General features: G+C 44.5%; 25 protein-coding genes. 13 read left to right on the forward strand and 12 right to left on the reverse strand.

Translation table 11 applies throughout. The features are described from left to right. The 3 genes from F7C14_RS10260 to F7C14_RS10270 form a co-directional block, all read left to right on the forward strand. The coding region (locus F7C14_RS10260; RefSeq protein WP_290902568.1) for a 30S ribosomal protein S3ae at window positions 1-506 on the forward strand (506 nt) is incomplete at its 5' end. Beyond that, entirely contained in the window at window positions 503-1,324 is an 822-nt protein-coding gene (locus F7C14_RS10265) for a DMT family transporter (protein WP_290902570.1), read from the forward strand. The genes F7C14_RS10260 and F7C14_RS10265, both read left to right, overlap by 4 nt. 31 nt (window positions 1,325-1,355) lie before the next feature. Further along, on the forward strand, window positions 1,356-2,324 hold the full coding sequence (locus F7C14_RS10270; protein ID WP_290902573.1) for a hypothetical protein: 969 nt from the start codon (window positions 1,356-1,358) through the stop codon (window positions 2,322-2,324). Here F7C14_RS10270 and F7C14_RS10275 read toward each other — a convergent pair. Further along, on the reverse strand, window positions 2,299-2,700 hold the full coding sequence (locus F7C14_RS10275) for a YkgJ family cysteine cluster protein (protein WP_290902574.1): 402 nt from the start codon (window positions 2,698-2,700) through the stop codon (window positions 2,299-2,301). The genes F7C14_RS10270 and F7C14_RS10275 overlap by 26 nt on opposite strands. 64 nt (window positions 2,701-2,764) lie before the next feature. Between F7C14_RS10275 and F7C14_RS10280 the strand changes: the two genes are divergently transcribed. Then, window positions 2,765-2,902, forward strand: coding sequence for a hypothetical protein (locus F7C14_RS10280; RefSeq protein WP_290902577.1), 138 nt, complete (start codon window positions 2,765-2,767; stop codon window positions 2,900-2,902). Here F7C14_RS10280 and amrS read toward each other — a convergent pair. Beyond that, window positions 2,899-3,882: an AmmeMemoRadiSam system radical SAM enzyme gene (amrS, locus tag F7C14_RS10285; RefSeq protein ID WP_290902579.1), complete on the reverse strand. Its 984-nt coding sequence runs from the start codon at window positions 3,880-3,882 to the stop codon at window positions 2,899-2,901. The two genes, F7C14_RS10280 and amrS, sit on opposite strands and share 4 nt — an antisense overlap. Before the next feature lies 1 nt (window position 3,883). Beyond that, window positions 3,884-4,228: an MTH938/NDUFAF3 family protein gene (locus tag F7C14_RS10290; RefSeq protein ID WP_290902581.1), complete on the reverse strand. Its 345-nt coding sequence runs from the start codon at window positions 4,226-4,228 to the stop codon at window positions 3,884-3,886. A 59-nt stretch (window positions 4,229-4,287) separates the two neighbouring features. On the opposite strand from F7C14_RS10290, the gene F7C14_RS10295 reads away from it, so the two are divergent. After that, a complete protein-coding gene (locus tag F7C14_RS10295; RefSeq protein ID WP_290902583.1) occupies window positions 4,288-4,782 on the forward strand; it encodes an archaemetzincin family Zn-dependent metalloprotease in 495 nt (164 codons plus the stop codon). On the opposite strand, the gene thiC is transcribed toward F7C14_RS10295, so the two are convergent. After that, window positions 4,750-6,036, reverse strand: coding sequence for a phosphomethylpyrimidine synthase (thiC, locus tag F7C14_RS10300; RefSeq protein ID WP_290902585.1), 1,287 nt, complete (start codon window positions 6,034-6,036; stop codon window positions 4,750-4,752). The two genes, F7C14_RS10295 and thiC, sit on opposite strands and share 33 nt — an antisense overlap. A 51-nt stretch (window positions 6,037-6,087) precedes the next feature. Between thiC and F7C14_RS10305 the strand changes: the two genes are divergently transcribed. Both F7C14_RS10305 and map read left to right on the forward strand, forming a co-directional pair. Further along, on the forward strand, window positions 6,088-7,191 hold the full coding sequence (locus F7C14_RS10305; RefSeq protein WP_290902588.1) for a Xaa-Pro peptidase family protein: 1,104 nt from the start codon (window positions 6,088-6,090) through the stop codon (window positions 7,189-7,191). Next, entirely contained in the window at window positions 7,188-8,045 is an 858-nt protein-coding gene (map, locus tag F7C14_RS10310) for a type II methionyl aminopeptidase (protein WP_290902590.1), read from the forward strand. Before F7C14_RS10305 ends, map begins: the two co-directional genes overlap by 4 nt. Here map and F7C14_RS10315 read toward each other — a convergent pair. Continuing rightward, window positions 8,035-8,967, reverse strand: a complete 933-nt coding sequence (locus F7C14_RS10315; protein WP_290902592.1) for a cell division protein — start codon at window positions 8,965-8,967, stop codon at window positions 8,035-8,037. The two genes, map and F7C14_RS10315, sit on opposite strands and share 11 nt — an antisense overlap. A gap of 55 nt (window positions 8,968-9,022) precedes the next feature. On the opposite strand from F7C14_RS10315, the gene F7C14_RS10320 reads away from it, so the two are divergent. From F7C14_RS10320 to F7C14_RS10330, 3 genes are read left to right on the forward strand one after another with little or no spacing between them, the layout of a single operon-like run. Further along, window positions 9,023-9,559: a DUF1648 domain-containing protein gene (locus tag F7C14_RS10320; RefSeq protein ID WP_290902594.1), complete on the forward strand. Its 537-nt coding sequence runs from the start codon at window positions 9,023-9,025 to the stop codon at window positions 9,557-9,559. Then, complete coding sequence (locus F7C14_RS10325; protein ID WP_290902596.1) at window positions 9,556-9,705, forward strand: hypothetical protein; 150 nt, start codon at window positions 9,556-9,558, stop codon at window positions 9,703-9,705. The genes F7C14_RS10320 and F7C14_RS10325 overlap by 4 nt, the downstream gene beginning before the upstream one ends. Further along, window positions 9,698-11,041: a sodium:solute symporter gene (locus F7C14_RS10330; protein WP_290902598.1), complete on the forward strand. Its 1,344-nt coding sequence runs from the start codon at window positions 9,698-9,700 to the stop codon at window positions 11,039-11,041. Before F7C14_RS10325 ends, F7C14_RS10330 begins: the two co-directional genes overlap by 8 nt. Before the next feature lie 3 nt (window positions 11,042-11,044). On the opposite strand, the gene F7C14_RS10335 is transcribed toward F7C14_RS10330, so the two are convergent. Both F7C14_RS10335 and F7C14_RS10340 read right to left on the reverse strand, forming a co-directional pair. Further along, window positions 11,045-12,349, reverse strand: a complete 1,305-nt coding sequence (locus F7C14_RS10335) for a CoA transferase (RefSeq protein ID WP_290902600.1) — start codon at window positions 12,347-12,349, stop codon at window positions 11,045-11,047. Window positions 12,350-12,358: 9 nt separating this feature from the next. After that, window positions 12,359-13,708: a CoA transferase gene (locus tag F7C14_RS10340; RefSeq protein WP_290902602.1), complete on the reverse strand. Its 1,350-nt coding sequence runs from the start codon at window positions 13,706-13,708 to the stop codon at window positions 12,359-12,361. A 139-nt stretch (window positions 13,709-13,847) separates the two neighbouring features. On the opposite strand from F7C14_RS10340, the gene F7C14_RS10345 reads away from it, so the two are divergent. After that, window positions 13,848-14,684, forward strand: a complete 837-nt coding sequence (locus F7C14_RS10345; RefSeq protein WP_290902605.1) for a histone deacetylase — start codon at window positions 13,848-13,850, stop codon at window positions 14,682-14,684. 1 nt (window position 14,685) lies between these two features. On the opposite strand, the gene F7C14_RS10350 is transcribed toward F7C14_RS10345, so the two are convergent. The 3 genes from F7C14_RS10350 to F7C14_RS10360 are packed head-to-tail and all read right to left on the reverse strand — an operon-like array spanning window position 14,686 to window position 18,026. After that, window positions 14,686-15,750, reverse strand: a complete 1,065-nt coding sequence (locus tag F7C14_RS10350; protein WP_290902607.1) for a GTP-binding protein — start codon at window positions 15,748-15,750, stop codon at window positions 14,686-14,688. 34 nt (window positions 15,751-15,784) lie between these two features. After that, window positions 15,785-17,035 carry a 3-isopropylmalate dehydratase large subunit gene (locus F7C14_RS10355; RefSeq protein WP_290902609.1) on the reverse strand — a complete coding sequence of 417 codons (1,251 nt, stop codon included), beginning with the start codon at window positions 17,033-17,035 and terminating at the stop codon, window positions 15,785-15,787. Between the two features lie 37 nt (window positions 17,036-17,072). Next, a complete protein-coding gene (locus tag F7C14_RS10360; RefSeq protein WP_290902611.1) occupies window positions 17,073-18,026 on the reverse strand; it encodes a 4Fe-4S binding protein in 954 nt (317 codons plus the stop codon). A gap of 77 nt (window positions 18,027-18,103) precedes the next feature. Here F7C14_RS10360 and F7C14_RS10365 point away from each other — a divergent pair, with 77 nt between their 5' ends. Continuing rightward, the gene (locus F7C14_RS10365) at window positions 18,104-18,496 is read left to right on the forward strand and encodes a hypothetical protein (RefSeq protein WP_290902613.1); all 393 of its coding nucleotides are present in this window, start codon (window positions 18,104-18,106) and stop codon (window positions 18,494-18,496) included. Here F7C14_RS10365 and F7C14_RS10370 read toward each other — a convergent pair. Beyond that, complete coding sequence (locus F7C14_RS10370) at window positions 18,488-19,057, reverse strand: CDP-alcohol phosphatidyltransferase family protein (RefSeq protein ID WP_290902615.1); 570 nt, start codon at window positions 19,055-19,057, stop codon at window positions 18,488-18,490. The two genes, F7C14_RS10365 and F7C14_RS10370, sit on opposite strands and share 9 nt — an antisense overlap. Further along, window positions 19,041-19,349 (reverse strand): helix-turn-helix domain-containing protein, encoded by a 309-nt coding sequence (locus F7C14_RS10375; RefSeq protein ID WP_290902619.1) that lies wholly within the window; start codon window positions 19,347-19,349, stop codon window positions 19,041-19,043. Before F7C14_RS10375 ends, F7C14_RS10370 begins: the two co-directional genes overlap by 17 nt. Before the next feature lie 304 nt (window positions 19,350-19,653). Here F7C14_RS10375 and F7C14_RS10380 point away from each other — a divergent pair. Next, the coding region (locus F7C14_RS10380; protein ID WP_290902617.1) for a DHH family phosphoesterase at window positions 19,654-21,582 on the forward strand (1,929 nt) is incomplete at its 3' end.

Genomic DNA, 21,582 nt, shown 5'->3' on the forward strand with positions numbered 1-21,582 from the left:
AAGTTATAGGAAGGACGGTAGAGATCACTTTAGCCGAACTCACCAACGACTACTCGAATCAGAATCCCTACAAGAAGTTGAAATTCAAGGTTTACAAGGTTGCTGGAGAGAACGCCTACACGAAATTCCACGAGTTCGAGTTGATGAGAGACTACCTCAACAGTTTAACAAGGAGGAGGACGAGCAAGATAGAGGACATCGTTGACGTAACCACCGCTGACGGATACAAGCTGAGAGTAAAGAGCGTTGCTTTTACCGTTAAGAGATGCCAAAGCTCACAAAAGAGGGCGATAAGGAAGGTTATGAGAGAGATCGTTACTAATGCTGCAAGCAAAGAAAAATTCGTCCAGTTCTTGCAAGAAGCCGTCCTCGGAAAGATTCCAGCTGAAATCTACAAGAACGCAAAGAAGATCTATCCGCTGAGAAGAGTCGAGATTAGAAAGATAGAACTACTCTCCGAGCCGAAAATCGTTGAAGAGAAGGTTGCCGAAGCTGTAGCTCAATGATTTTACTGTATTTTTTACTTCTTTCAGTGATGGTTTTCTGGGCAGGCAGCTTTATCTTTATCAAACTTGCAATTTCCGACATAAATCCCGCTTCTTTAACTCTTTACCGCTTTTCTCTTGCTACAATTTTCCTCGTTCCCTTTGTTAAAAAGATGTTGGATTTCAAGGATACCTTCAGATTTATCGTTCTTGGCGTAAGCGGAGTTTCCCTACTCTACATTCTGCAGTTCTCGGCTCTATACTACACGACACCCACAAACGCTTCGATCCTCATAAACACCTCCGTTCTGTTTATAGCTGCGATGTCAAGGGAAAAACTTTCTCCTAAGCAAAAAGCGGGAATAATCTTGTCTTTTCTCGGCATAGTTCTCATACTTTTCAAAAGGGATTTCGCTCTATCACTAATTGGCGATTTGATGGTTATAGGAAACGGAATTTTGTGGGCAATCTACACAGTTTATGCAAAACAGCTCTTTGAGAAATATTCGAGCTTTGAGATAGTCTTTTACTCCTTCCTTTTCGGGATAATCACTCTCGCTCCCTTCTTTTCCATTTTTCCCTTAGAAATACCGAACAAAACACTTACGTGGATTTCCGTTGTTTACTTAGCAATCCTCTGCTCGGTTGTTGGCTACGTTGTGTGGTACTACTGTGTTGAAAAGATAGGTGCAGCGAGAACTTCAGTTTTCGTTTACCTAATCCCCCTCTTTACTGCCATAATGTCCTACTTCGTTTTCTCAGAGGAATTTACCGCAAGGAAAATCTTCGGTGGATTTCTGACAATCTTGGGAATTTACTTAGTCGAGAGGGGAAGATAACAGTTTTATTCTTCAAAGCCTACGGAAAAACATGTTCCTGAAAAAGGTCGAGAAATACAGGCTCTTCAACCCGATGGAGGGAAAAGAAGAAGAGGTAGAAGTGGAAATTCGCTTCGATCCTTTGACGGGAAAGCCTTCGAGGATAGTGAAGAAACCTTTGCCTTTTACTAAGGGAAGCTTCGAAGAGGATTTGAAAAAACCCTGCCCCTTCTGCGAGGACGTTGTTGAAAAAGTTGCTGCGAGGGATGTGGAAGTTCTCGGCAAAAATCTAAAAAGAAAAGGGAATTCGATCCTTTTCGCCAACATCTCCCCTTATGCGAGGTACTCTCTCGTAATAAGGATTTGCAAGGAGCACTACTTAAACCTCGGGGAATTCAAAGCTGAAGATTTCTACAACTCCTTCGCATTAGCCGTGGAATATTTAAAAGAGATTTCCGAGAAAATCGACTACGCCACAATTACGATGAACTACTTAAAGCCAGCTGGAAGTAGTGTAGTTCATCCGCACATCCAGCTCATCGCCTCCGAAGAATTAATGGACTACCAGAACAGGATAGTTAATTCGGCAAGATCCTTCTACAAAACTCACGGAAAGCAGTTCTGGGAGGTTTTATCAGAAAATAAAGAGTTCGAAGATTTAATTTTGAGCAGAAACAAGTGGCTCTGGTTCGTTCCCTTCGCCCCTCGTGGTTTTGATCATGTAGCTGCTTACATCGACAAGCCTATTTTAGAGGTGGACGAAGAGGAGCTTAGAGAGCTCTGCGAAGGCATAGTAAAAATCTTGAAGTTTTACTCATCCGAGTACAACTCCTTCAACTTCGGAATTTTCGGAAGCTTGAAGAAGACACCCTACTTTGGAACGCTCTTCGACATAGTAGCGAGAACACCCTTCGACAAGTACTACTGGTGCGACGTTTTTGCGATAACGAAGATCTACGATGAAGCCTACACAAACAAAGCTCCGGAAGAGACGGCTAAACAATTAAAAGGATTTTTCTGAGAATTTTTTCTATCTCTCTCCTAACATCTTCTCCTTTTCCAATTCCTTTGCAGTTTTTGTCGACGTAGACGAAAATCTTTCTCCCTTGAAACTCGAACTCTGCATCTTTCTCCCCCTTCTCCCTGAAAAAGAAGGGATACTTTTCGCAAGCCTTTGGTCTGATTTCGTATATTGCGCATTTCCCATTTTTTCTGAAAACGCACGTCTCATCTTTCTTTAAGTAAACTCCGAGTTTTCCTCTTGTAAAAACATCTCCGTAAACTTTGAGTCTTTCCTCCTCTTCGAACGAAAGAGGTACATCGTACTCTTTGCAGCAGTATCCGCAGTGAACGCATCTCCACTTTTTGACCGCTCTCCAAGGAATCAGCTCGAGCATGTTAATGCTAATTTCTAATCAAACAAGAAAATTTATAAGTTTTAAAGTTTAAGAAAAAATTGTTATGATGAAAATTTGGTGCGAAAAGTCGAAATTATTGTTTATAAATCCGGACTGCTGCGTGAAAATGCTCTGCAAGTATTACGTAGCCAACGGCGGAGTTTGTTTCTCCAAGTTTGTCGAAGTTCACGCGTTCATCTAAAAGACTCCGTATATCTTCTCGCCGCAGTTGAAACATTTACCTTCTCTAATGTTATTCTCCAAAACCCTGTAAGAGTACCTTTTTATCAAAAGTTTTCCGCACTTAGGGCAGAAAGTGTTCTCAAGCCTATGCCCCGGAACGTTGCCGATGTAGACGAATTTCACACCCTCTTTCCTTGCAATTTCGGCGGCTTTTTCAAGCTTTTCAATCCTCGTCGGGGGTTTGTCGAAAAGATAGGCTGGAAAGTACCTCGTGAAGTGTAAGGGAACTTCCTCTCCCACGAACCTTATGTGATTCTCAACGATCCATTCAAAATCTTCCTCCCTATCATTCACATCAGTAATAACGAGATTCACGATTTCTAAGTGAATTCCGAGCTTTTTAGCTTCCTTAGCAGTTCTCCAAACGTACTTCGCTTTCCCTCCAATGAGTTTGTAAACTTCCTCGCAACCTTTAACATCCACGTTCATTCCGTCCAAACCAGCATCTCTAAGCATTTTCAAAGCTTTGGGAGTCATGTAGCCGTTGGAAACTATCGTCGTGTGCAAGCCTTTATTTTTGGCTAACGGAAAGAGATCAAGCAGATATTCGAAGAGCAAAGTGGGTTCGTTGAAACTTGCACAAACGCCGTTGCTTTTATTGTACGCCAACTCCACAAGCTTTTCTGGAGGAAAGTACTCGTAGGTTTCTTTCGGTGGAGTTTTGGAAAGGTGCCAGTTTTGGCACCAAGGGCAGTCAAGGTTGCAAGAATAAGTCGAGAAGGTCATCGAATAGTCTCCGGGTTTAAAGTGAAAGAAAGGCTTGATTTCCATTGGTCTGTTTTCGCATGCCGAGATGTTTCCGTAGGTTAGGGTGTAAAGCTTTCCTTCCTTGTAGACTCTCGTTCTGCAGTATCCGTAATCCTCTACCTTGCACAGTCTCCAGCAGACCAAGCATCTGGCGTAATCTCCAAAATTCTTGTAAAGCTTCGCCTCCCTCATCTCAACAAGTTAGGTGAATCGCTAAAACGACCCTTTTCCCCCTCTTTTTTAGCTCATTGAACTTTTCCACAGCTTTCGAGCTTTGCTCGATCAAAACTTTTATCCCTCTCTTCTCAAGGAGTTTCATTACTTCCTCATCAACTTTCACTCTTCCGTAAGCCCCAGTGCCGAAAATTATCACTTCAGCATCAATTTTATCCAACCACTCAAGGTCTTCTACGCAAATCCTATGTCCCTCCTTCCTCCACCAGTTTTCAACGATAATCTCATCTCCAACAACCACGTCACTCCTGTACTCCCTACCACCTACTACAATTCTTCCGAAGTCGTAGCTCTCAACGAGCATCAATAATTATTTGTCTCCGAATAAAAAGTTCTTTATTGAGCACTCCAAGAGTTAAATCAATGATAGTCAAAATTTCGGTCGTTAGAGCTGATGAGAGCATAGTGGAAAAAGCCGTAGAGGAGCTTGAAAACATATATACCTTTCTGGATTTCGAGATAATTGAGGAGAAATTGCCCATCGAGCGGGCATACGATAGCTTCAGAGACCAATACGTAGCAAGCAAAATTGTTAGGATGAGTGCAGACGGGAGTTTTAAAGTCGTCGTCACTTCGGTTGATCTCTACGAGAACCCTTTGAACTTCGTTTTCGGATTAGCCATTCCAGTTCTGAGAACAGCTGTGGTCTCTTATTTCAGGCTTGTCGGAGAAAACCTGATTGTAAGGCTTGAAAAAGAGATAACGCACGAGCTGGGGCACCTTTTTGGGCTGGATCACTGCAACAACCACTGCGTCATGAGGTTTTCGAATTCTGTTTACGAGGTCGATCTCAAGCCGGTAAAGTTTTGCGAAAAATGCTACTCTTCACTTCTTCGCTTTCTCGAGAACTTCTCTTGAGATTTTTATTGCACAAAGATCTCCGCACATGCTGCAAGCTTCGCTTTTCGACTTCCTTCTTGAATGCACTTCCATGGCTTTTTCCGGATCTATGCTGAGCTCAAATTGCCTGTTCCAATCGAGGTTTTTCCTTGCGATGCTCATTTCGTAGTCCCGCTTTCTCGCCCTTTCTCTCTGCCCCTCTTTCACTAAATCTGCAGCATGAGCTGCTATTTTCGCAGCTATAACGCCTTCCCTAACATCTTCAACCGTTGGAAGAGAAAGGTGCTCTGAAGGAGTAACGTAACAGATGAAATCCGCTCCGTGCATGCCAGCCACAGCAGCTCCTATGGCGGCAGCTATGTGATCGTATCCGGCAGCAATATCTGTGACGAGAGGTCCAAGCAAATACAGAGGAGCATTTTTCGTGACGAATTTCATCGCCCTTACGCTCGTTTCGATCTCATCTATCGGAACATGCCCCGGACCTTCAACCATAGCTTGAACTCCAGCTTCTCTGCATTTCTCCACAAGCTCGCCAAGAACTATAAACTCGGTGAACTTCGCTCTGTCACTTGCGTCAGCAATACACCCCGGACGAAAAGCGTCTCCAAGACTTATCGTAACGTCATATTCTCTGAGAATTTCGAGGAGGTAGTCGAAATCTTTGTAGTAGGGATTCTCCTCTCCAGTTGTCTCAATCCACTTTGCAATTATCGAACCTCCCCTGCTGACTATTCCCATAAGCCTATTACTCTTCTTCAACCTCTCCAAGCTCATTTTGCTGACTCCAGCGTGAATCGTCATGAAGTCGACTCCATCCTTAGCGTGTTTTTCCACCACTTTGAAGAAGTCGTCCTCGCTCAAATCCTCCACGTTCTTCTCCCTCACAGCCTGATATATCGGGACCGTGCCGAAGGGAACGTTAACAGCGTCCATTATCCTTCTCCTTATGTAATCAAGGTCTCCGCCGGTACTCAAATCCATGACTGCATCAGCACCATACCTAACTGCAACTCTCGCTTTTTCAACTTCTTCCTCTACGTTAACGTAATCGGCTGAAGTTCCAACGTTTGCGTTAACTTTCGTGGACATGAGCCTTCCTATAGCTTTAGCCTGAAACTCATCATCCCTCAAAACGTTTCTCGGAACTACAACTTCCCCTTTAGCGATGAGCTTGATGAGTAAGTTTAAATCAACCCCTTCATTTTCCGCAACCTTCTCCAACCATTCGGGATGTTTGCCATTCCTTGTCATTTCAATCAGAGTTTCCATATTTTCGAGGTTGATGATAAACAATAAATAAATTCTTTGCCTTCTTGCCACATGATATACGAACTGCTGAAAAGGCATGAGGCAAACTTCTTCATCATGTATGCAAGCAGCAAAGATCCGAATTTTTATTATGCAGTTGGTATGAAACTTCCAGATCCCGCTTTTTACGCAGTAGGTGAAGACGGCACCGAAATGCTTGTCGTTCACGAAATGGAAAGGAGGAGAGCCGAAAGGGAGAGCAGAGTTAAAGAAATAGTCTCCTTATCGGACGTAGGATTCTACGAGAAGGTCAAAGAGCTTGGGGTTGAAAAAGCCCTTGCTGAGACTTACGCAGAGATTTTAAAAGAGCACAGAGCGAGAAAAATTCTCGTTCCTAAGGAGTTTCCAAGTTTCCTGTACAAGCACCTTTCAGAGCATTTTGAAATTGAGATTGTTTCGAATCCGTTTTCAAAACTGAGGAGCGTTAAAAAGTCGTGGGAGATTAAAGAAATAAAAAAAGCGAGCGAAATAGCTTTAAACGCCTTAAAATTCTTTCTCGAAATCGTAAAGAGGAAGAGAGAAATCGAAGAATTGCGAAAGAGCGTCGAACTTTTTGTTTACGAAAAAGGGGGGTTGGCTGAAGATACCATAATATCTTCTGGGAGAAGAAGCGCGGATCCCCACTTTGTGGGAGAAGGGATTGTAGAAAAGCACGTGATCTTCGATATTTTTCCGAAAGTTAGAGCCAGCGGCTATCATTCCGACTTTACGAGGACAGTAATTATCGAGAGAGATGAAGAGATCGTTGAAATGTTGAGGGCATGCATAGAAGCAAAGAACGAGGCTATTAAGATAATTAGAGAAGGAATCGAAGCGAAAGAGGTCCACGATAAGGTCTGCGACGTCTTGGAGGACTACGGTTACAAAACGATTAGGCAGAAGGCTAAGGAAGGATTCATTCACTCCACCGGGCACGGAGTAGGTTTGGAGGTGCACGAAGAGCCAAAAATATTTAATTCAGAAGATAAATTAAGGTCGGGAATGGTGTTCACAGTAGAGCCGGGGCTGTATTACGAAAGGATTGGAGGAGTTAGAGTCGAAGATTTGGTTCTCGTGAAAAAGAACGGATGCGAGGTTTTAACAAGATTTGACGATTACGTAGAGGTGGTACCTTGATCGAAAAGCACGAAAAGGCTGGAGAGGTTTTGAGGATCGTTAGAGAGGAAGTGAAAAAGAAAGTTAAACCGGGTGTAAAGCTTTTGGAGGTTGCAGAATTCGTTGAAAACAGAATAAGAGAACTCGGAGCTGAGCCAGCTTTTCCGTGTAACATCTCGATAAACTCCGATGCTGCCCACTGCACCCCGAAAAAGAACGACGAGAGAACTTTCAAGGAAGGAGACCTCGTGAAAATAGACATTGGTGCTCACGTGGATGGATTCATAGCCGACACAGCCTTCACGATCGACTTGGGAGACAACGAAGAGCTTGTAAGAGCTGCAGAAGAGGCGTTGAAGAGAGCCATAGAGGCTGTTGAAGCTGGAATCTCAACGAGCGAGATCGGTAAAGTTATAGAAGAAACTGCCAAGGAGTTCGGATTTAAGCCAGTGATAAATTTAACTGGACACGGATTCCAGCCTTACGTCGCCCACGCTCCACCGACGATATACAACTACGGAATAGAGAAAGGAGTAAAGCTTGAAGAGGGGACGGTAATAGCTATCGAGCCTTTCGTAACCAACGGAGTTGGAAAAGTAGCCGAGAGAAGTGAAGTGGAGATATACTCCCTCCTAAAGCAAAAACCCGTGAGGGGGAAGATTGAGAGGGAAATTTTAAAGGAGATCGAGAAGTACAGAACGCTTCCTTTTGCCAAAAGGTGGTTGACGAAGGCACCGGAAATAATTCTGGCTAAGCTCGTAAGAGAGAAGATTTTGAGGAGCTATCCAGTTTTGACGGAAATTTCAGGAGGACTGGTTTCTCAAGCTGAGCATACGGTAGTTGTGGAGGAGGGAGGAGCAAGAATTATAACGTAAATTTTTTAATTCCAGAAAATAAAACTACCGAACTGACGAAATTCGACTTCGGAATGGGGTAGTCCCCGTACCTAACAAGCATCTCTCCATTTATCTTCTCCACCCTCCTTATGCAGGTAAAAAGCCCCTCCATGCTTATCTCTTCGGGATTGCCGGAAAAAACTATCAGAGCTTTTTTTGCAGAGTCGATGTCCCCTCTCGCACTCAAATTTGTGAGGGATTCCTCAAGAAGGTCGACCATCCTCTTAGTTCTCTCCCCCCTCAACTCAGCTTCGCTCTTGAATATTTTCGAAAACCAGCTCAGCCTCCTTTTCGAGTAGCCGAGAATTGTGAAGCCTTCTCTCTCAAGGGAATTTAAAAAGTCGCTTGTGTCCACCACAACTTCTCCACTGGTTTTTTTCCTTGCATCAATCTCCCCGACGAGAGATAAGATGTTAAAGGAATCGATTATGAGATCTTCGTAGTTGTTTCTCTTTTCGAAGACGAAGAGGTAGTCGTAGATTCTCATGAGCATTCTCAAGCCTCTTCTAACCTTCTCTATCCTTTCCGGATTTGACAAGTCGGGAATTAAAGCTAAACAAATCTTCGGCTCCTCCATGCTCCTCTCAAGCTCATCGAAGAGGGAAATCGAAGAAAAGAGGCTGAAGTCGTCGGTTAAATCCGCTATAACAAGAGAGGCTTCATAAATCTCGTATCTCGACATTATGCTGTTTATCACGCTCCTCAAATCCGGAAGATCTTCTTTCCAGACAGTGTAAAATCTGTTTTCCTGCGGTACGTTTCTCAATTTTTTAAGCTCTTCAAGCTCGTTGCTTATTGTGTAACATTTGAAAAGCTTGACCTTGTTAACCTCAGCTCCCCTCTTAGCAAAGATGTCGACGATGTTTGAAGCTTTACCAGCACCTATCGTCAGAAGCTTCATTTGATGGAAATTCAGCAAAAGAATAAATAAATGTGTCTGTGTCAAGAATATTTCAATGAGGAGTTTTCAGCTCATAGTGGTTTTACTCCTTACGCTCATCTGGGTTACGTCCATTCATGCGTACCTAACGTTGCCCGAAAGAATTCCCATCCACTTTAACGCAAGCGGGAAAGCCGATGCTTACGGAGGGAAGATAACGTTTCTACTTCTCCCATTGTCGTTCAGTATTGCACCGATCATCTTACTTATAATCTCAAGCAAGAGACGGGAGGCTTTGAAAGGAGCTGCGTGGTGGATGAACTTGCCAGCCTTCTTTTCTAAATTAAATTCTCTCCCAGAAAATGAAAGGGAACGCTTCGTTAACAGTTACTTCAATTCTATCGACGCTTTGAACGCTTTTTTAACCTTCTGCTTTTATTTGCTAACCTTAGGAATATACTTCGGATCAAAAGCTGGAGAGTTGCCTCGATGGTTTAATCTTGTTATCCTCATGCTATTGTTGAGTCCAATTCCCTTTTTAATTCGCATGAGAAATCTCTCGAAGGAATTCGAGAAAGCTTATAAACAGCTCGACCGAACATATGTTCGATGAGAGTAGATATAGTCATCGTTCTGTTGGCAATGCTCTTACCCTTCATCTCCCTGAAAAGTAACAACCTTGCGGCTTACTTCTACTGGTTCGCTGTGACGGCACTTTATCTCATCTACATCTCGATGAGGAGGTGGGAAGTTGAATAGCTTCTACGCGCTTCTCATCGCTTACGTAATTGCGGGAACCGCTTTAGCGATTTATTCCCGAAAGTACGGTTTCAAAACTCACGAGGAGTATTTTATAGCGGGAAGAAACGTAAGCGGAATAATTTCAGCTTTAACTTATGCCGCCACAACATATTCGGCTTTTATGATGGTGGGGCTCGTCGGTTTAAGTTACGCCACTGGAGTTGGAGCCGCTGCTTTCGAGCTTTTTTATCTGGTTGGAACCCTCTTCCTCCTCTCCTACTTCGCTCCGAAAATGTGGAGGTTTGCAAGGGATAACGGTGTTGTCACGCCAGCAGAAATGCTATCCAAAAAGTATGGCAAATCTGAAGGAATTCTTTCATCTATCATTCCAGTTGTAGCTCTGATTCCCTACACCTCCGCTCAAATCATCGGAGTTTCGTTGATTTTGGAGAAAACAGTCGGCTTAAGCTTTCATAACGCTTTGATAATCGCTGTCTTCCTCATAGCTTTTTGGGCTTTGATAGGTGGTTTGAGGGGAGTCGCTTGGACAGACGCTGTCCAAGGAGTCATAATGCTCTTAGCTGGATTTGTCGCATTAGCTTTAGCTTTAACCTTCGTTAACGGAAACGTCTTGGAAGAATCCTCTTCCCTTGGCCCCCTACTTCAAGTACCAAACAAGATTTGGACTGCTGAAAGATTCATCGCTCTGACGGTTCCGTGGTTCTTCTTCGCTTTAACGAATCCGCAGGTTGTGCAGAGAGTTTTCATTCCGAAGTCGGAGAAAGATTTGAAGAAGATGGTCGTACTCTTCGGACTCTTCGGGTTAATTTACACATTCATTGTGACCTTCATGGGAATAACCCTGAAAATTGCAACCATTCAAGGAAACTTTCCAGAGATCAGTTACAGAGACGACGTAACCCCGGTATTCATCACCAAAATTCCGGAGTTTGCCGGGTTGATTCTCGCTTTAAGCATTTTAGCTGCGGCGATAACAACAGCTAACTCCATAATTCTGAGCTTGGCGTCGATGATTTCGAGGGACATTCTCAAAGAAGAGGGTGTTTTCTACGGAAAGATTTTCGTCGTCATCTTATCTGTGATAGTCGGAATTTTCGCTTATTTCAGGTTCAGCTACATAGTCGAGCTCTCTGTTATGTCTTCAGCAATTCTCCTCTGCTTGCTTCCAGCCACAATTGGAGTGTTTTCGGAGAGAATTAAAAGAGCGAGAGCTTCGATAGTTGCTGGATTTATAGCAGCGATTATACTCAAATTTGCCGGAGTTATGCTCTACGGTGTGTACGCCTTAATAATATCTCTGCTCGTGCTTGCTGCGGAAAATATTAAAAAATAGGTGTTAGATAACTCCTTCTTTTTTCAGCTCCTCCAAATCGCTCTTGTTCAGACCTAAGAACTCTTTATAGATGTAGTCGTTGTCTGCTCCAACCTTTCTGCAAACCCACTTTATTCTTCCGGGAGTCTTTTCCATTTTAGCAACAACGCTCTGGATTACAAGCTTTCCGTATTCTGGGTCTTCGATTTCCTGGAAAATTCCTCTGTCCCAGAAGTTTTCTTCCTTGAACGTTTCTATCGGCTTTAGAACTTCTCCAGCCACAGCAGTTCCTTCACCGGTGTACGCCATGAATGCATCGATGATTTCTTTAACCGTCCTCTCTCTACTCCATTTTTCTATCTCAGCCAAACAGACCGGCCAGTTTTCTGGAGTTAGCCTTTCCTTTATCGTCGGGTACTTCTCTCGCAAATCAGGTCTTCCTATTATTTGCGTTAAAGCGTAGAAGTTTATGTCGCTGAAACCAGCCATGAAGACCATTCCGTCCTTGGCTCTTGCCAAAGTGTAAACGAAAACAGCCGGATCGAAGTTCGCAACCCTGCTTATAACCTTCCTTCTGTAGTGGTAGTACTGAATGTAGTAGTTCGTTACTTTTGCCATCGCTTCTGGCGGAGCAACGTCAATGAACTGCCCCTTACCGCTCTTCCTCCTCCAGAACAAGGCGACCATTATCCCGAAAGCCGCGAATCCTCCTCCTACGTACCATCCCATCCAGTTTCCGAGCTTCGTCGGAACCCTCGTATGCTCCGGATATTCCTCGTAATCTTCGGGAATTCCGGTCGTCCAGACTATGCCACCCATCGCCTGATCGATTACATCGTAATCTCTCATCTTCGTTTTTGCTTTAGGTCCGAAATGTCCGAAGCTGTGAATAGCGCAATAGATAAGCTTCGGATTTATCTTTCTGAGCTGCCTGTAGCCGATTCCGAGCTCGTCCATGTAACCGGGAGGATAGGTTTCTATCAGCACATCAGCTTTTTTAACGAGTTTTTTGAGCAGCTCTCTTCCCTTTTCTTTTGTTATGTCGAGGGTGATGTGGTACTTGTTCCTTCCCTCCACTATGTAAGCCAAACCCGTGTCTTTGTGCTTTATTCCAAAGGGAGTCATTTTTCTCGCTATATCTCCCTCCGGAGGCTCTATCCTTATAACCTTAGCCCCGTACTCGGCTAAAAGAGAGGAAGCGTACAATCCAGCAAAGCTTCCGTAGCTCAAATCGAGGACGACGACATCCTCAAGAGCTTCCGGCTTTAGGTGGGCTTTTCTCGGATCGGTATTTTCCCTCGCCCAGTCAGCCCAGCTCATCTCTTCCATTCTACCACCTCACGGATAGAACAAACCGCTCTTACCATCCCAATCCTTGGGCGGACAGCTCCAAGGTACGTTTTCGTCCCACTTGCCTATGACGCCCTTCTTGTAAAGCTCCTCAAGCTCTTCCTTCGTTAATCCAAGCAGTCTTATGAAAACGTGCTCGTTGTCGATACCATTCGGTCGAGCAGCCCATTTAATTCTCCCCGGACTTTCGCTCAGCTTTGGAACTGGACTAACCTCAGCAAGTTCTCCAAAAATCGGATCTTCGTGAATCCAGATTGATTTCCTTGCTCTCCAGTGCTCGTCCTCGTACTGATCCTTCGAACTCATAACCTTGGCAGCTGAAAATCCGAACTTTTCAGCTTTCTCTATGATCTCGTTTACGGTCTTATCCTTAGCCCAGCTGTGTAAAGCTTCGTAAATCACCTTCTGATTCTCCTCCTTCAACCTCTCCTCTACGCTTGCGTACTTCTCGAACAGGTCCATTCTACCCATAGCCTCACACAACCCCATGAACTCGTCCTCGCTGAAAGCTGCGACAGCAACAAAACCGTCCTTCACTTTTACGATGTCCGAAGGAACTATCGCCACATCTCTGTTTCCAGTCCTCTCCCTGTTCTTTCCGGTGAGATAGATGTAAAGCCAGGTCCAGTCCATGTTTCTGATCAAGTTCTCAGCTTGCGGATGATCGATGTACTGACCCTCTCCTGTTTTCTCTCTCCAGTACAAAGCTACCATAACGGCAAAAGCACCCATCAAAGCTCCGTAGTAATCGCCAATCCAAGCTCCGGCTTTTAACGGAATCGCATCAGGAAAACCGGTAATCTCTATTAATCCGGAAGTTGCCTGAGCTACCGCATCGTAGCTCGGTCTCATCGTCCAAGGACCCCATTGACCGAAGCCGGACATGCTTATGTAAACGAGCCTCGGGTTTATCTTGCTGAGCTGTCTGTAGCCGAGACCCCATCTGTCGAGAGTTCCGGGGCGGTAGTTTTCAACAAGAACGTCGCATTTCCTAACAAGCCTGTAAATCAGCTCCTTTCCTTCAGGAGTTCTCATGTCAATAGCGACGTGGTACTTGCTGTTGTTCGTAGCCTCAAATCCTGCGGCAAGAACTCCTTTGTGAAAATCCGCAAAAGGTGTAAGAGGTCTCATCGTATCTCCTCTTCCCGGCATTTCCACGTGAATCACTTCAGCTCCGAATTCAGCCAAGTACGTTGCAACCATTGGTCCGAAGATTAACGTTCCAACGTCAAGAACTCTTATCCCCTTAAGTGGCTCGGGTTTTTCGAAGATCTCTTCGGGGTTCATAAGTTCTCTAATAAATTCGGTGTAGGGCAAACTTTCAATGTCTTTCTCCAAGTTTGATCACCTCCGCTCTGTAAACAATGGTAATTGAAAACAATTTAAATTTTTTCAAAACCTTTTTAGCCACTATACCATGGTTTTAATACAATTTGTATTTGGAAAACGTTTTAACTTCTGCAACTTCACTCAATTTGTGAAGCCAACGGGAGTATTTTATCACATAAGTTTTAGCAGAAGGAGCTACTTAACTGTCGGCACAAGACTCAAAGATTTTCCAGAAGCTTTCGAAGAGCTGAAGAGCTTCGAAAACTTCAAATTGATCGAGTGTCCGGAGGTTGACGAAGAATTAATTTTGAAGGTTCACGAGCCAGAGTTGCTTGAGGGTGTCAAGGCTGATCCTTTATGCTCCACCGCTTGGCACTCTGCCGGAGGGGTTGTTAAAGCAACTGAAATGGTTTACGAAGGAGAGCTCAGAAACGCTTTCTGTTACATAGGAGCTGGAGGACATCACTCTGGAAGGAGAATCTTCTGGGGGTATTGCTGCTTCAACGATGTCGTTTTAGCCATAACCAACATCAGAGAAAAGCACAGCGATGCAAAATTCGCAATTGTCGACACGGATGCTCACCACGGAGACGGGACGAGGGAACTCGTTAAGGACGACGGTAAGGTTCTGCACTACTGCATTTGTGCAAGCGACTTCGAAAGTCCGGATGGGCTGAAAATAGACAGAAGCTATATCGGACTGAGCAGAAGGGAGTACGTGGACTTGGTTAGAGAATTTGCCGAAAGAGCTGAAGAGTTCTCCCCCGACTTGATTTTCTGGTACTTCGGACATGACACTCACGTCGGAGATTACGGAGACATAGGGCTGACGGTAAATGAGTACGTGGAGATAGCGAAAATAGTCAAAGAGGCGGCAAAGAAAATCTGTGATGAAAAGCTCGTCGTCGTTCTTGGGGGAGGAAGCGTTCCCTATATAGCAAAAATTTCTACCCTTTCAATAATCAAAGAGCTTCTCAAACCCTAACCTATTTGGCGTAGATCGTAACTACATCCCCATCTTCGAGAACGTGATCCAATCCAACCCTCTGCCCGTCGAATTTCACGCTCTTTCCCCATACTTTGGCGTATCTGAAATTCTCGACCATATCTCTGTGCAATCTTCTGCAAACGTCCTCGACTTTCGCTCCTTTTCTCAAAATCATCGGCTCCTCCTCAACCTTTCCACCCGGAGGTTTAAGGAAAACTCTGATGAACTCAAGTTTTTTGTATATTTCTTCTACAAGCCTGTCGAGGTTTATCCTCTTCTCGGCAGAAACCGGTATGGCATCTTTCGGAATTTCCGCATTCGGGTAAAGATCGATTTTGTTCACAACCGTTATTGCCGGAACGTAAACCCTGTTGTTTAGGATAGCATCTATCAACCTGTCTATCGTCACATCCTCCCTGATTAAAATCTCCCCGCTGTGAATTTTGTACTCTTTGAGTATGGACTTTATCGTTTCCTCGCTCAGGGAAAGTTTGACGGTGGACTTTATGTTTATACCTCCCGTGACAGTCTTTTTTATGTAAACCTCGGGCTTTTTCTCGTTCAATCTGAAACCTGCATTGTAAAGCTCCCTCTTGACGAGGTCGATCGTGTGAACGCTGAAAACGTCAGCTACGATGACGATGAGGTCCGCAACTCTTATAGCCGAGAGAATTTCCCTCCCCCTTCCTCTTCCCTGAGAAGCACCCTCTATAACTCCGGGAACGTCTATTATCTGAATCTTCGCCCCTTTGTATTCGAGCATTCCGGGGGTTGGTTTTAGAGTTGTGAAAGCGTAATCAGCAACTTCGCTTTTCGCTCCAGTTAAAGCGTTGAGGAGTGTTGATTTTCCAACTGAAGGGTAGCCGACTAAAACGACTGTAGCATCTCCCTCCTTTTTTATCGCATAAGCTTCTCCGCTCTTCTTCCTCCTCTGCTTCTCAGCCTCTTCTCTAAGCCTTGCAAGCTTGGCTTTAAGCCTGCCTATGTGATGTTCGGTAGCTTTGTTGTAGGGAGTTCTCCTTATTTCCTCCTCAAGCCTTCTGATCTCCTCGGCTATGTCCATGTTCGAAGGGCTTATTACTAATCGGAATAAAAATTTAGAGGTACTTTCTTGGATCTGCTATCTTCCCTTCTATCGCCGAAGCAGCTGCTGTAGCTGGGGAGGATAGATAAATTTCGGCGTTCGGATTCCCCATTCTTCCCTTGAAGTTCCTGTTTTGGGTTGACAAACAAACCTCTCCGTCAGCGAGAATTCCCAGATGAATTCCCACGCAAGGTCCGCAACCCGGAGGTAAAACGACTCCGCCAGCCTTGATTATCTCCTGAATGTAACCCTTCTCAAGGGCTTTCATGTAAACTTCCCTGCTTGCCGGAGCGACGAGTAACCTGACATCTTTGTGAACTGTTCTTCCCTTCAAAATCCTCGCAACAACTTCCAAATCCGAAAGCCTTCCGTTGGTGCAAGTTCCTACAAAAACCTGATCTACTTTCGTTCCCTCAACTTCCTCAATTCTTGCTGTGTTATCAACCTGATGCGGCTTAGCCACGATTGGAGTTAAATCGGAAACGTCGAAGTACATCTCCTTCTCGTACTCCGCATCCTCGTCAGGCTTTATCTCCCTGAACCTCTCTCCTCTCCCCCTCTCTATTAAAAATTTCCTCGTGACTTCGTCGCTCTTGAAAAGTCCGGCTTTTGCTCCGCACTCTATAGCCATGTTCGCCATTGTCAGTCGAGAGTCAATGTCGAGCTTATCAATCGTTTCGCCGTGAAATTCCAAAGCTTTGTAAGTCGCTCCGTCCACACCAAGCTCTCCTATTATCCAGAGTATAAGATCCTTCGCGAAAACACCTTTTTGGAATTCACCCTCGACAACTATTCTAAAGCTCTCAGGAACTCTAAACCAATTCTTTCCCAAAGCCATCGCTATCGCTATGTCTGTCGATCCCATTCCAGTGGAAAAAGCTCCAAGGGCTCCGTAGGTGCAAGTGTGAGAATCTGCTCCAACAATAAGATCTCCGGGATTTACGTATCTTTCGACCATAAGCTGGTGAATTATTCCCTCTCCGGGTTTGTTGAACTCAGCCCCAACTTTCTCAGCGAACTCCTTTATTAGCTTCTGATCGTTGCTCAACTCCTTTCTTGGAGAAGGAGCTGCATGATCGACAAAAAAGTGAGTTATCTTCGCCGCTTTAACTTCCAATCCGAGCTTTTCAACCTGCCTTATCGCTAAAGGAGCTGTTCCGTCTTGCAAAGCTATCCTATCAACCTTTGCTATGACGATGTCACCAGCGTAAGCATCCTTTCCGCTCTTTTCGCTGAGTATTTTCTCGGCTATGGTTTTACCCATGGACTGCGGAAAAACTTGCGGAAATAAAAATATGTCGTTATAAAATTCTCACGTCCAATGGCTCACCTTTCGTTTCATCCCTGACGAGTGAAATCGCATCGAATTTGCATCGAGCAACGCACACCCCGCAACCCATGCACCTTTCCCATATCAGCGAAACTCTATTCTCTTCCAAGAAAAGAGCTTCGAAGGGACAAGCTTCCACACAAACTCCACAAGCTCTGCAAGCTTCTTTATCCACGAAAGCGACGTAGCCCGAGGATGCCATCATCGGAGTTCCATACTTAACCATAGCCTCTATTCCTCCGCAGCAGCACTTGCAACAATTGCAAATCGAGTAGAACCTATCCAAGCAAGCGTCTTTGAACCAAGCTGAATGCAGATGACCTCTTTCATGCTCTTCTCTAAGGATTTCAAGCGCTTCCTCCTTCGTTATCTTTCTGCTCGAACGGGGATTGTGTTCGAGAACGAAGTCGACAAAAGGCTGCCCGATCACCAAGCAAACCTGCGTCGGCTCACAATGATCTCTTCTTGCATGCCTGCAGCCGCATTCATAAACTGCAATCTCAAGCGGAGTTTTCAGCAAAAAATCCCTCGCAATCGGATAGGGGATAACATGTTCGATTTCACGCAAGTGTATCTCTTTATTTATCGTAAAAACGGCTTCAGCTTGCTCATGGGTGAGAACCTTTCCGTGATAACGATTAGCGAACCATTTTCTCCCTCTTCTGCCGATATTCGGCATCACTCGGTTTAGAAACAGGTTTATGTATTGGTTTGTCCACCTTCCGTAGAAGTAGCTGTGAAGAACGCTCAAGGTGAGGACTCTTTTTATCCCCGCTTCCCTAAGAAATCTTTTCGTTGATCCCTTGATCAAACTCCAACGTTCTCCGATCAGCCAGAGGAGAACTATTAACACTCCCAAGGATAGATAGAACGCATTAACCACTTTCAACACCCAAATCGGAAAAAACTTTCCGAGTTCGAACAATTAAATTTCTCGATAAATAGTTATAAAACTTTCGGTGGTAAAGTTTTCAACAACGATTGGCAGTAGATATTAATGGTATGAGCTTAATCCAATGCGAAATCTGCGGAGAAAAAGCGGTTACAATCTGCCCGAGATGTTACAGATACGTTTGCGAAAAATGCTTTGATGTAGCGATGAATTACTGCGTCGACTGTTCAAGATTTAAGCGGGAGGAAGAGAGCGACCTCGTAAGAAGCGTGAAATCGATGAAGAAGAAGGTGAACTTCATCAGGGAGAATTTGGATAGGTGTTTCAACTGTCCTCTGCTAAAAGACGAGATAATGAGGTTTCTTTACCTTGTGAAGAGCCTTGAAGCAAAGGCAAGACTGGACTCAATGGAGGAGCTCGAAAACGAAATTTTAAGCTTGAAGGAGGATGTCCAAAAGCTTGGAATCGAATACCTCGTAAAGTTTAGAATGCGTTCAACCTGACTCCTTTTCCTTGATTTTTCCGTAAGCGTAAATTATTCTGTGAAGAGCAGTTAAATGTGACAAAACCGCCAAAGCTATTAAAGCGTAGTATTCAAGAGAGAAGGCTATTCCAGCAAGGATAATAATTATCCTTTCTCCCCTCTCAGCAATTCCAACATCGCACCTCTCTATCTCCTTTTCGGCTCTCGCCCTCGTGTAGCTTACCATGTAAGCACCAACCAAAGCTATCGCAGCCAGAAAGAGTTCGTCTATTCTAATCCCGAGAGCGAGGATCAATGCGGCATCTATGTACCTATCGAAGACCGAATCAAGAAATCCCCCTCTTGCCGTTTTCATTCCTTCGTTTCTCGCTAAAGCTCCATCCAACAAATCGAAAAGAGAGGCTACAATAACAGCTAAGAGAGCCTCAATTTTCCCTCCGAAAGCAACGAAGTAGGAAGCTGCAAATCCTGCGATCAACCCGAGAAGCGTCAAAGTGTTCGGATTTACCCCAGTTTTCGATACGATCTTCGTTAACGGCTTTAAGAGGTTGCTGATCTTATCTTTAAGACTGCTCAGCATTCCTTCTAATCATTCCGCAGATCTCGCAAATTTTCCTGCTCAAGTCGTCCCCCTTAATTTTACCACTGATGATTTCCTCCGCAAGGTCCTTTATGTTCTCCCGTATTCTCTCGTCTTTCAGAACTCCCCTCTTGCCTTTAGTGTACTGACTTATGGCAGCAACGGTAACTCCGAGAATCTCAGCTACTTCTTTCTTACTCAGCCCCCTCTCTACAAGCTCTCTCGCCAACTCTCCTCTTATCATCGGAAGAACTTTCAAAGCCACCTCTTCACACGGAGATTTGAGACCCATTTTCACAATGTTAATTTTCCCGAGAATTTATAAGCTTTCGCATTCGCTGCTGCTGATTAGCTTAACCGAGTTTTTAGTTCAAAACCTTGACCCGCTGATACCTTCGTTTCTAAAAACAAAGTTTCCCAAGTTGGATTATACACGATAGTCCCAAAGACTTTCAACAAAAGTAGAAGATTTGACCGTTCATTTATCTCTTTCCCGAGGCAGTATTTCCGAATTTCTTTCCGAAAAGCAAAGATGAGATGAAACTGCTTGGCAAAGGTAATCTTTAAAATTCCCCTCCTGGAAATTTGAACCTGAGATGAACTGTCCCAAATGTGGTGGCAAGGGATATATCGAGATAAAAGAAGTCTGTAACATCTGCGAGGGAAGCGGTAAAGCAAAGAGCTTCAACCCAAGGCTTACAGCTGAACTAACTTCCGAACAACTTCAGCTCTTCGCAAAAGGAATTTGCGGAGTTTGCAAGGGAAGCGGTGAAAGATCGAGACTTGTCGTTTGCGACGCTTGTAGGGGAAGCGGAAAGTCGAGCAAGTGCAAAATCTGCGGAAAGCAAATAATCGGCTCTTCCGATCTGTGTAACGAATGTAGAAAGAAGCCACATGCTTATCTTTTAAGGAACAGCTGCGGAATAGAGGATATAAGACTCAATAGAATTTACGTAGGGAAAGTTATTAGCTTAACCGACATAGGTGCCTTCGTTCAGCTCAACAAAAGACTGAAGGGACTTATTCACAAAAAGAATTTGAAAAACGCTTACTTAAACGAAGGAGACGAAGTGACGGTGAAGGTTACCTCGATAAGACCCACGGGGGAGATAGACCTCGAACTGCACCCCATGAACTCTTACGAAATTGTAGAGGTTTCGAAGCAAGTCAAGACTATTCCGATTTCGGAAGCTGAGAAAAACATAGGTAAGATAGTGGAGATAAGAGGACTTGTCACCCACATCAAGCTAACTGCCGGACCAACTATTTTCACGATAGTCGATGAAAGCTCAGCAATAAACGCTGCTGCTTTCGAAGATGGAGATAGGGCTTATCCGGAAATAAACGTTGGAGACGTCGTTAAAGCTATAGGTGTTATAAAGAGAAGAGAGACTAAGCTTCAGATGGAAGTTTACGAAATGGAAAGGCTGCTGGGAGAGGAAGCCTACGGGATAAAGAAAGCGATAGAGAGTGAGATAGAGAGAAGAAGCGAGCCGGAATTCAAAGGTTTTCTGATAGAAAGCGAAGTTCTCGAAAATTTGAAGGATATCATGCTTGCGGTCGCTAAAGAGTTGAGGAAAGCTATCCTCGAATCGAGACCGATTGTCATTCGTCATCACTGGGATGCCGATGGAGTTTGCGGAGGAGTTGCTCTGGAAATTGCCCTAAAGGATTACGTGGAAAAGAACCATCCAGATCCGGATGCGAAAAATTACCTCGTGAGGAGAAAGGTTTCAAGAGCTCCTTTTTACGAGCTTGAGGACGTCGTTAAGGACTTGGACGAATCGCTTGACGATGCTGAAAAATTTGGAGATAAGATTCCCCTTGTCGTTTTGGTTGACAACGGATCAGGACATGAAGACATACCGGCAATAAGGCAGTTCTTAGCTTTTGGAGCAGATGTGATTACAATAGACCACCACTTTCCGGATGATGAAGTCGACAAGTACCTACTCTACCACGTTAACCCCTACAAAGCTGGAGGGGACAGTAACTACACCTCCGGCATTCTCTGCGTTGAAATAGCGAGAATGATCAGCGACAGAAACTTTGAGCACCTCGCAGCCATAAGCGTCGTAGGAGATAGGGCTGAGGGAGAGGTGGAGAAGTATATCGAGATCGCTAAAGCTGACGTGGAGTTTCTGAAGAAGGTTGTTTTAGCCGTTGAATACGAAGGGTTCTTCCTGAGATTTAGACCAGCAAGCCAGATAATGCACGAAATACTCGGTTTCGGAAGGAAGGATAGGCAGATAAAGCTTGTGGAAATGCTTTACGAGTATGCGATGAAGAGCATAGAAGAGCAAGTGAAGACGGCAATGGAAAGCGTCAAGGTTCAGATTCTGCCTAACGGAGTTGCCTTAGCTGCTTTGGATGTGGAAAATTATGCAAAGAGATTCGAATTTCCTCCTCCCGGAAAGCTGACAGGAGAAGTGCACGACAGGTTGAAGCAGAAGTACGAGAAGATAGTAACTATCGGCTACGGACCAGATTTTGCTGTTATAAGGAGCGAGGGAGTTATGTTGGAC

The sequence above is a fragment of the Ferroglobus sp. genome (assembly GCF_015521575.1).
Lineage (GTDB): Archaea > Halobacteriota > Archaeoglobi > Archaeoglobales > Archaeoglobaceae > Ferroglobus.

Coding starts and splice junctions, on each gene's coding strand:
- F7C14_RS10335 (WP_290902600.1), bottom strand. CDS start 12,349: ATGGAAGAGATGAGCTGGGCTGACTGGGCGAGGGAAAATACCGATCCG.
- F7C14_RS10350 (WP_290902607.1), bottom strand. CDS start 15,750: ATGGACATAGCCGAGGAGATCAGAAGGCTTGAGGAGGAAATAAGGAGA.
- F7C14_RS10275 (WP_290902574.1), bottom strand. CDS start 2,700: ATGCTCGAGCTGATTCCTTGGAGAGCGGTCAAAAAGTGGAGATGCGTT.
- F7C14_RS10290 (WP_290902581.1), bottom strand. CDS start 4,228: ATGCTCGTTGAGAGCTACGACTTCGGAAGAATTGTAGTAGGTGGTAGG.
- F7C14_RS10305 (WP_290902588.1), top strand. CDS start 6,088: ATGATATACGAACTGCTGAAAAGGCATGAGGCAAACTTCTTCATCATG.
- thiC (WP_290902585.1), bottom strand. CDS start 6,036: ATGGAAACTCTGATTGAAATGACAAGGAATGGCAAACATCCCGAATGG.
- F7C14_RS10365 (WP_290902613.1), top strand. CDS start 18,104: ATGAGCTTAATCCAATGCGAAATCTGCGGAGAAAAAGCGGTTACAATC.
- F7C14_RS10265 (WP_290902570.1), top strand. CDS start 503: ATGATTTTACTGTATTTTTTACTTCTTTCAGTGATGGTTTTCTGGGCA.
- F7C14_RS10320 (WP_290902594.1), top strand. CDS start 9,023: ATGAGGAGTTTTCAGCTCATAGTGGTTTTACTCCTTACGCTCATCTGG.
- F7C14_RS10325 (WP_290902596.1), top strand. CDS start 9,556: ATGAGAGTAGATATAGTCATCGTTCTGTTGGCAATGCTCTTACCCTTC.
- F7C14_RS10370 (WP_290902615.1), bottom strand. CDS start 19,057: ATGCTGAGCAGTCTTAAAGATAAGATCAGCAACCTCTTAAAGCCGTTA.
- F7C14_RS10270 (WP_290902573.1), top strand. CDS start 1,356: ATGTTCCTGAAAAAGGTCGAGAAATACAGGCTCTTCAACCCGATGGAG.
- amrS (WP_290902579.1), bottom strand. CDS start 3,882: ATGAGGGAGGCGAAGCTTTACAAGAATTTTGGAGATTACGCCAGATGC.
- F7C14_RS10375 (WP_290902619.1), bottom strand. CDS start 19,349: ATGGGTCTCAAATCTCCGTGTGAAGAGGTGGCTTTGAAAGTTCTTCCG.
- F7C14_RS10295 (WP_290902583.1), top strand. CDS start 4,288: ATGATAGTCAAAATTTCGGTCGTTAGAGCTGATGAGAGCATAGTGGAA.
- F7C14_RS10355 (WP_290902609.1), bottom strand. CDS start 17,035: ATGGGTAAAACCATAGCCGAGAAAATACTCAGCGAAAAGAGCGGAAAG.
- F7C14_RS10280 (WP_290902577.1), top strand. CDS start 2,765: ATGATGAAAATTTGGTGCGAAAAGTCGAAATTATTGTTTATAAATCCG.
- F7C14_RS10315 (WP_290902592.1), bottom strand. CDS start 8,967: ATGAAGCTTCTGACGATAGGTGCTGGTAAAGCTTCAAACATCGTCGAC.